Here is a 6,690-nt window from a genome sequence, read left to right on the forward strand (position 1 = left end):
CCCCCCCCCCCCCCCCCCCCCCCCCCCCCCCCCCCCCCCCCCCCCCCCCCCCCCCCCCCCCCCCCCCCCCCCCCCCCCCCCCGCCGGGAGGGGTGGGGGTGCGGGAGGGGGGTGGGGCGCCGAGGATGGCGGCGTGGGGATCGGGGAGACCGTGGAGGACGTGCTGCGCCGGGTGAGCCCCGCCCCGGACGCGGAACCCGCCCGCCCGCCCGCGGGGACCCCCGGGCCCACCGCGGGGGCCCTGGTGCCGCAGGCGGGCACGACGGTGCCGGAGCGCCCCGGCACCGTCCCGGACGACCCGGCCCTGCGCACCGCCTTCCGGGTCGCGGCCGCGCTGCGCCGGGGCAAGGCCGTGCACACCCGCGGGTCCGTCGTGGCCGCCGAGGTCGTGCGGCACGGGCTGGCCGAGCCCGTCGGGGTGCCGTGGGTGGACGAGGCCGGGGTGGACCGGGCCGTGGTGCGCTTCTCGCGCGCCGCCGGGCTGCCGCGGCCGCTGCCGGACGTGCTGGGCCTGGCGCTGCGCGTGAACGGGCCGGACGGCGAGCCGCGCGACCTGCTGCTGTCCACGACGTTCGACACCGGCGCGGGCCGCCGCCTGCTGCGGCCCGCCCTGGACCACCGCTCGGGCACCTACGGCAGCGTCGCGGCGTTCCGCGCCCCCACCGGGCCGCTGCTGGCCGGCGCCCGCTGGCGCGAGGGGCGCTTCCTGCTGGCGGTGGCCGCGCCGCGCGGGCCGTGGCGGCCCTTCGCCGAGCTGCTGCTGCACGAGGACCCCGCCACCGCCCCCGACCGCGTCCTCACCTTCGACCCCGGCCGCCACCCCGTGCCCGGGCTGGAGATGCCCCGCCGGTGGCTGCGGCTGCGCGAACCCGCCTACGCCGGCTCGCGCGCCGGGCGGTCGCGGCACGACCGCTAGGTGCCCGGCGGGTACCAGTGCTCCTCGGGCGCGGGACGGCCGAAGCGGAACCCCTGCGCGAAGTCCCAGCCCTGCGCGCGCAGGTGCTCGGCCTGCGCCTGCGTCTCCACGCCCTCGGCCAGCGCGACCAGGCCGAAGCCGCGGGCCAGGCCCGCCACGGCCGCGGCGATGCGGTCCGCGTCGGTGTCGGCGGGCAGCCCCGTGACGAAGGAGCGGTCCAGCTTCAGGGCCGACACCGGCAGCCGGTGCAGGTACGACAGCCCCGAGTAGCCGGTGCCGAAGTCGTCGATGGCGATGCGCACCCCGGCCCCGGCGAGGCGGGCGAGCTCGCGGGTCGTCGTGGTGTCGCCCGCCAGCAGGGAGTGCTCCAGCAGCTCCACCACGAGCCGGCCCGGGTCCACGCCGCGCACGCGCAGCTGGGCGAGCACCTCCTCGGCGAACGTCCCGTCGAAGCGGCGCGCACTGGTGTTCACCGACACCCGCGCTCCCGGCCGGCGCTGCAGCAGGTCCAGCACCCGTTCCAGCACGAGGGCGTCGACGGCCACCGACAGCCCGCTCTCCTCCGCCGCCGGCCAGAAGTCCTCCGGGGCCAGCAGCCCGCGCTCGGGGTGGTGCCAGCGCACCAGCGCCTCGAAACCCACCCGCTCGGCGTCGGCGAGGCGCACCACCGGCTGGTAGTGCACCTCCAGCTGCCCGCGCTCCAGGGCCCGGCGCAGGTCGTCCTCCAGGTGCAGCCGCCCCAGGACCCGCTCGCGCATCGCCGGCTGGAACCACCGCACCGCCCCGGGCCCGGCCGCCTTCGCGGTGCGCAGCGCCGTGTCCGCGTCGCGCAGCAGGCCCAGGGCATCGTTGCTGCGCGCACCGTCGCGCTCGGCCAGCGCCACCCCCACCCCGGCTCCGCAGCGCACCTCGCGGCCGCCGGCGCGCAGCGGCCGGCTCAGCTCCCCCGCCAGCCGCCGCGCCGCCTCCAGCGCGGCACCGGGCAGCGGGCCGTTCAGCCCGTCGACCACGACGGCGAACTCGTCGCTGCCCAGGCGGGCGACCACGTCGGCACCGCGGACGGCCGCCAGCAGCCGGCGAGCCACCGCCACGAGCACCTCGTCGGCCAGGACGTGCCCCAGGGCGGCGTTGAGGACGCGGAAGCGGTCCAGGTCGCACACCAGCACCGCCAGCGGGGGACCGGGCACGGCCAGGCGGCGGCCGAGCTCGTCCAGCAGGGCGGTGCGGTTGCGCAGGCCCGTCAGCTCGTCGTGGTCGGCGCGGTGCAGCTTGTCGGCCAGGGCGCGGTGCCGCTCGTCGTCGTCGACCAGCTGCGAGACCACGACGTCGCGGCCGTCGACGCGGGCGAGCGCCACGGTGGCCTGCGCCCAGAAGCTCGTGCCGTCCAGGCGGCGCACCAGGGCCTCGTGCACGGCCGTCCCGGCACCGTCGCGGTCCAGCCCGCGCACGACCTGCTCCAGCGGGAAGCGGCCGTCCGCGGTGCGCACGACGTCCTGCAGGACGCGGCCCACCAGGGCCTCGCGCCCGGCGCGGACGAGCACGCAGAAGGCGGGGTTGACGTCCAGGACCAGGCCGACGCGGTCGGTGACCACGACGCCCGCTGACAGCGACTCGAAGACCTGGCGGGTGCGGGTGGGCAGGGCGCGCCCCGCCTCGAGCACCGTCACCGCCGCGGCCGCGCTCCCCGCGGTCCCGTCGCCCGCGGTCGAGGGCGCGCGCCGGTCGTGCCGGGACGGGTCGACGCTCACGGGCACCTCCTGGGCGGCTGGACCAGATGATCCCCGAGGAGCGGGCGCGGCGGAAGGTCCCCGCGTGTCGTAGCGTCCCGTCCCGTCTCCGCGGCGCCGGGCCGGCGGGGGCGAGAGGGGGTCCCGGGTGCCGACGACCGCGTCCCGCGCGGCCCGCCGCGCCTGGCACGCGTACCGGGCGTGGCGGAACCTGCCGGCCACGCTCGCCGCGGTCGGCTGGGCGCGCCTGCACGGGGTGCGCCCGGTCCTGGGCGCGGACCTGCTGGTGGAGTGCGCCCCGATGCCGCCGCGCACCTACGGCCGCGGCGGCACCACCGTCGGCAACGCGTGGTTGCACGGGGGGCTGGGCGGGCCGGCGCGGCGCCGGCACGAGTCCCGCCACGCCGACCAGTACGCGCTGCTGGGCACCGTGCCGTTCCTGGCCCTGTACGGGCTCAACGCGCTGCTGACCGGCAACGACCCCGCGCGCAACGTGTTCGAGCGCTGGGCGGGGCTGGCCGACGGCGGTTACGCGCCGGCGCGGGGCAGCGGTCCGGGCAGCAGGCCGGTCAGCGGCTCGGACGGGAGCACGGGCTCGGGCACGGGGCGCACCCGCACGGCCAGGACGGCGACGTCGTCCTCGGCGTGACCGGCGACCTCCGCCAGCACCGCGTCGCAGATGCCGTCCGGGCCCAGGTGGGCGAAGCGGGCGGCGGTGCGGGCCAGCCAGTCCACGCCGTCGTCGATGGAGGCGCCGCGGCGCTCCACGAGCCCGTCGGTGTACAGCAGCACCGTCGCGCCCGGCGCCAGGCCGTGCACGTGGTCGGCGCGCTGGAAGGAGGCCTCCATGCCGAGCAGGAGGTCCGGGTCGGTGCGCAGGACCTCCACCCGCCCGTCGGGGGTGATGACCACCGGCGGGGGGTGCCCGGCGTTGGACCAGCGCAGCCGCCACGCCCGGGTGCCCTCCACCGGTTCCACGGTGGCCAGCACGCCGGTGGCCAGCGCCCCCACGCCGAGGTCGCGCATCGCCCGGTCCAGCGCGGACAGCGCCGAGGCGGGCGAGACCTCCAGGGAGTAGCCGATGCCGCGCAGGAGGTTGCGCACCTGCCCCATGGCGGCGGCGGCGTCCTGGTCGTGGCCGGTGACGTCGCCGATGACCAGGCAGGCGGTGCCGGAGGCGGTGAGGAAGGCGTCGTGCCAGTCGCCGCCGACCTGGGCGTGCTCGGCCGCCGGCAGGTACCGCACGGCGATCTCCAGGTGCTCCGGCTGCGGCGCCGACGTCAGGAGGCTGCGCTGCAGCGTCTCGGCCAGCGAGCGCACCGCGTCGGCGGCCTCGCGCTCGGCGCGCCGGGCCCGCACGCGGTCCACCGCCTGCGCGGCCGAGGCGGCCAGGGCGGTGAGCAGGTCGCGGTCCTCGGGGCGCAGCTCGCGCGGGCGGCGCCACGACAGGCCCAGGACGCCGACGGTGCGGTCGGTCAGGCGCAGCGGCCAGGCGGCGGTGCCGGCGGCGGCGTCGACGACGGGCACGCCCCGCAGCGCCGACGGCAGCGCAGCCGCCGCCGGGTCGGCGGTGTCGCCGAGGACCTCCAGCCGGCCGGTGCCGTCGGGCGAGGCCTCCAGCACGCCCAGCACGATGCCGTCGGCGCCGAGCAGCGCGGAGGCGCCGCGGCCCAGCACGCGCAGCACGTCCACCTCGGCGTCGACGTCGGGCAGGGCCTGCGCGACGGCCACGAGCCCGCCGAGGCGCTGCGCCTGCCAGGCCTGCAGGTCGGCGCGGCGGCGCTCGGCCTCGTAGGAGGCGGCGGCGGACAGCCCGTCGCCGACGGTGGCGGCGACCAGGCGCAGGAAGTCGCGGTAGGTGGTGTCCGGGGCGATGCGCGGGCTCAGGCGCGCGGCGAGCACGCCCGGGGAGGCACCGCCCAGGGCGGCGGGGATCGGGGCCCAGGCCAGGGGGCCGGCCGGGCCGTCCTCGTGCACGAGCACCTGCCGGGGGCGCAACGGCTCAGGCGCGCCCGGCAGGACGTGCTCGCGCCCGGCGCCGACCGCGCCGGGCAGGTGCAGGTCGACCTCGGGCAGGTCCAGCGGGGCGGTGCGCAGCACGTCGAGGGCTCGGTCGGCGACCTCCGCCGGGGCGTCCAGGTCGGTGGCCAGGTCGCCCAGCAGGGTGAGCAGCTCCAGGCGGCGGTGGTCCTGCACCTGGCGGGTGGTCTCCACGGCGATGTCCATGACGCCCGCGACGGCGCCGTCCTCGCCGAGCAGCGGGGAGTAGGAGAACGTGAAGTACGACTCCTCGAGGAAGCCCTTGCGGTGCAGCGGCAGGGGCAGGTCCACCGACCAGGTGGACTGCCCGGCGAGCGCCTTGTCGAAGAGGGGGCGCAGCTCCTCCCACGCCTCGGGGAACACCTCGCGCACGGGGCGGCCCAGCGCTGCGGGGTGCTTGCCCTCGACCATGTCGGCGTAGGGCTGGTTGTAGAGCATCACCAGGTCCGGCCCCCAGCAGACGAGGGCGGGGAACCGGGTGCCCAGGGCCAGTTCGAGAGCCTGGCGCAGCGGGCGCGACCAGCCCGCGGGGTCGCCGATGGGGGTGGTGGCCCAGTCGACCGCCTCGTACGCCTCGCGCAAGCCGCTGGCGTCGGCGAACGGCAACCTCTTCACCCACGGGAACCTAGTCGAGACCACCGACGCTCAGCGCGCGGTGTCCCGGCGGTCACCGGCAGGCTGGGTGGCGGAAGAGATCGGACCCCACGCTCGTTGAAGGCTCAACCAGGTGCTCGCGGGAGCACCTCAGGACCAGGCGCCCGGCCGGCGCCGGGGAGGGGAGCACCGTGGAGATCGGCATCAGCGCCTTCGCGGAGACGACGCCCGACGCGCGCACCGGCGAGGTCATCAGCCACGCCCAGCGGCTGCGCGAGGTCGTCGAGGAGATCGAGCTGGCCGACCAGGTCGGCCTGGACGTGTACGGCCTCGGCGAGCACCACCGCCCCGACTACGCCGCCTCGGCCCCCGCCGTCGCGCTCGCCGCCGCGGCCTCGCGCACCTCCCGCATCCGGCTGTCCAGCGCGGTCACCGTGCTGTCCAGCGACGACCCGGTGCGCGTCTTCCAGCAGTTCGCCACCCTCGACGGCCTCTCCGACGGGCGCGCCGAGATCCTCGCCGGCCGCGGCTCCTTCATCGAGTCCTTCCCGCTGTTCGGCCACGACCTCGACGACTACGAGGAGCTGTTCACCGAGAAGCTGGACCTGCTGCTGACGATCCAGCGCGACCCGGCGCACGTCACCTGGCCCGGTGGGCGCCACCGCGCCGCGGTCGACGGCCTCGGCGTGTACCCGCTGCCGGTGCAGCAGCCGCTGCCCGTGTGGATCGGCGTGGGCGGCAGCCCGCAGTCCGTCGTGCGAGCCGGCACCCTGGGCCTGCCGCTGGCGGTGGCCATCATCGGCGGCGAGCCCGCGCAGTTCCGGCCCCTGGTGGAGCTGTACCGCGAGGCCGCCCGACGCGCCGGCCACGACCCGGCCACCCTGCCGGTGGCGACCCACTCCCACGGGTTCGTCGCCGAGACGTCGCAGCGCGCCGCCGAGGTCCACTTCGAGCCGTACCGGCACGCGATGGACGTCATCGGCCGTGAGCGCGGCTGGCGGCCCTTCAGCCGCACCGGCTACGAGGCGGCCCGCAGCCGCAACGGGGCGCTGCTCGTCGGCTCGGCGCAGGAGGTCGCGGAGAAGGTCCTGCTGCAGCGCGAGCAGCTGGGCATCGACCGGTTCATGCTGCACCTGAGCGCCGGGACGGTCCCGCACCGCGACGTGATGCGGGCGGTGGAGCTGCTGGGCACCGAGGTCGCACCGATCGTGCGGGCCGAGGCCGGGCCGACGGTGCCCTCGCACCCGGTCGCCCTCCCCGGCGTCCCGGTGCCCCCCGCCTGACCCCTTCGGGGCACCCCCGCCCCCCTGGGGGGGGGGGGGGGGGGGGGGGGGGGGGGGGGGGGGGGGGGGGGGGGGGGGGGGGGGGGGGGGGGGGGGGGGGGGGGGGGGGGGGGGGGGGGGGGGGGGGGGG

General features: G+C 78.5%; 4 protein-coding genes. 2 read left to right on the forward strand and 2 right to left on the reverse strand.

Going from position 1 to position 6,690, the window contains the following annotated elements; translation table 11 throughout:
* Positions 1-133 precede the first annotated feature (133 nt).
* The gene (locus ACRYR9_RS19210) at positions 134-916 is read left to right on the forward strand and encodes a hypothetical protein (RefSeq protein WP_432498979.1); all 783 of its coding nucleotides are present in this window, start codon (positions 134-136) and stop codon (positions 914-916) included.
* Here ACRYR9_RS19210 and ACRYR9_RS19215 read toward each other — a convergent pair.
* Both ACRYR9_RS19215 and ACRYR9_RS19220 read right to left on the reverse strand, forming a co-directional pair.
* The gene (locus tag ACRYR9_RS19215) at positions 913-2,664 is read right to left on the reverse strand and encodes a putative bifunctional diguanylate cyclase/phosphodiesterase (RefSeq protein ID WP_432498977.1); all 1,752 of its coding nucleotides are present in this window, start codon (positions 2,662-2,664) and stop codon (positions 913-915) included. The two genes, ACRYR9_RS19210 and ACRYR9_RS19215, sit on opposite strands and share 4 nt — an antisense overlap.
* Positions 2,665-3,171: 507 nt before the next feature.
* A complete protein-coding gene (locus ACRYR9_RS19220) occupies positions 3,172-5,298 on the reverse strand; it encodes a SpoIIE family protein phosphatase (RefSeq protein ID WP_432498974.1) in 2,127 nt (708 codons plus the stop codon).
* 170 nt (positions 5,299-5,468) lie between these two features.
* Here ACRYR9_RS19220 and ACRYR9_RS19225 point away from each other — a divergent pair, with 170 nt between their 5' ends.
* Positions 5,469-6,560, forward strand: coding sequence for an LLM class flavin-dependent oxidoreductase (locus ACRYR9_RS19225; protein ID WP_432498971.1), 1,092 nt, complete (start codon positions 5,469-5,471; stop codon positions 6,558-6,560).
* Positions 6,561-6,690: the final 130 nt, after the last annotated feature.

Origin of the sequence: Kineococcus auxinigenes, assembly GCF_050871525.1 — a bacterium.
Classification (GTDB): domain Bacteria; phylum Actinomycetota; class Actinomycetes; order Actinomycetales; family Kineococcaceae; genus Kineococcus.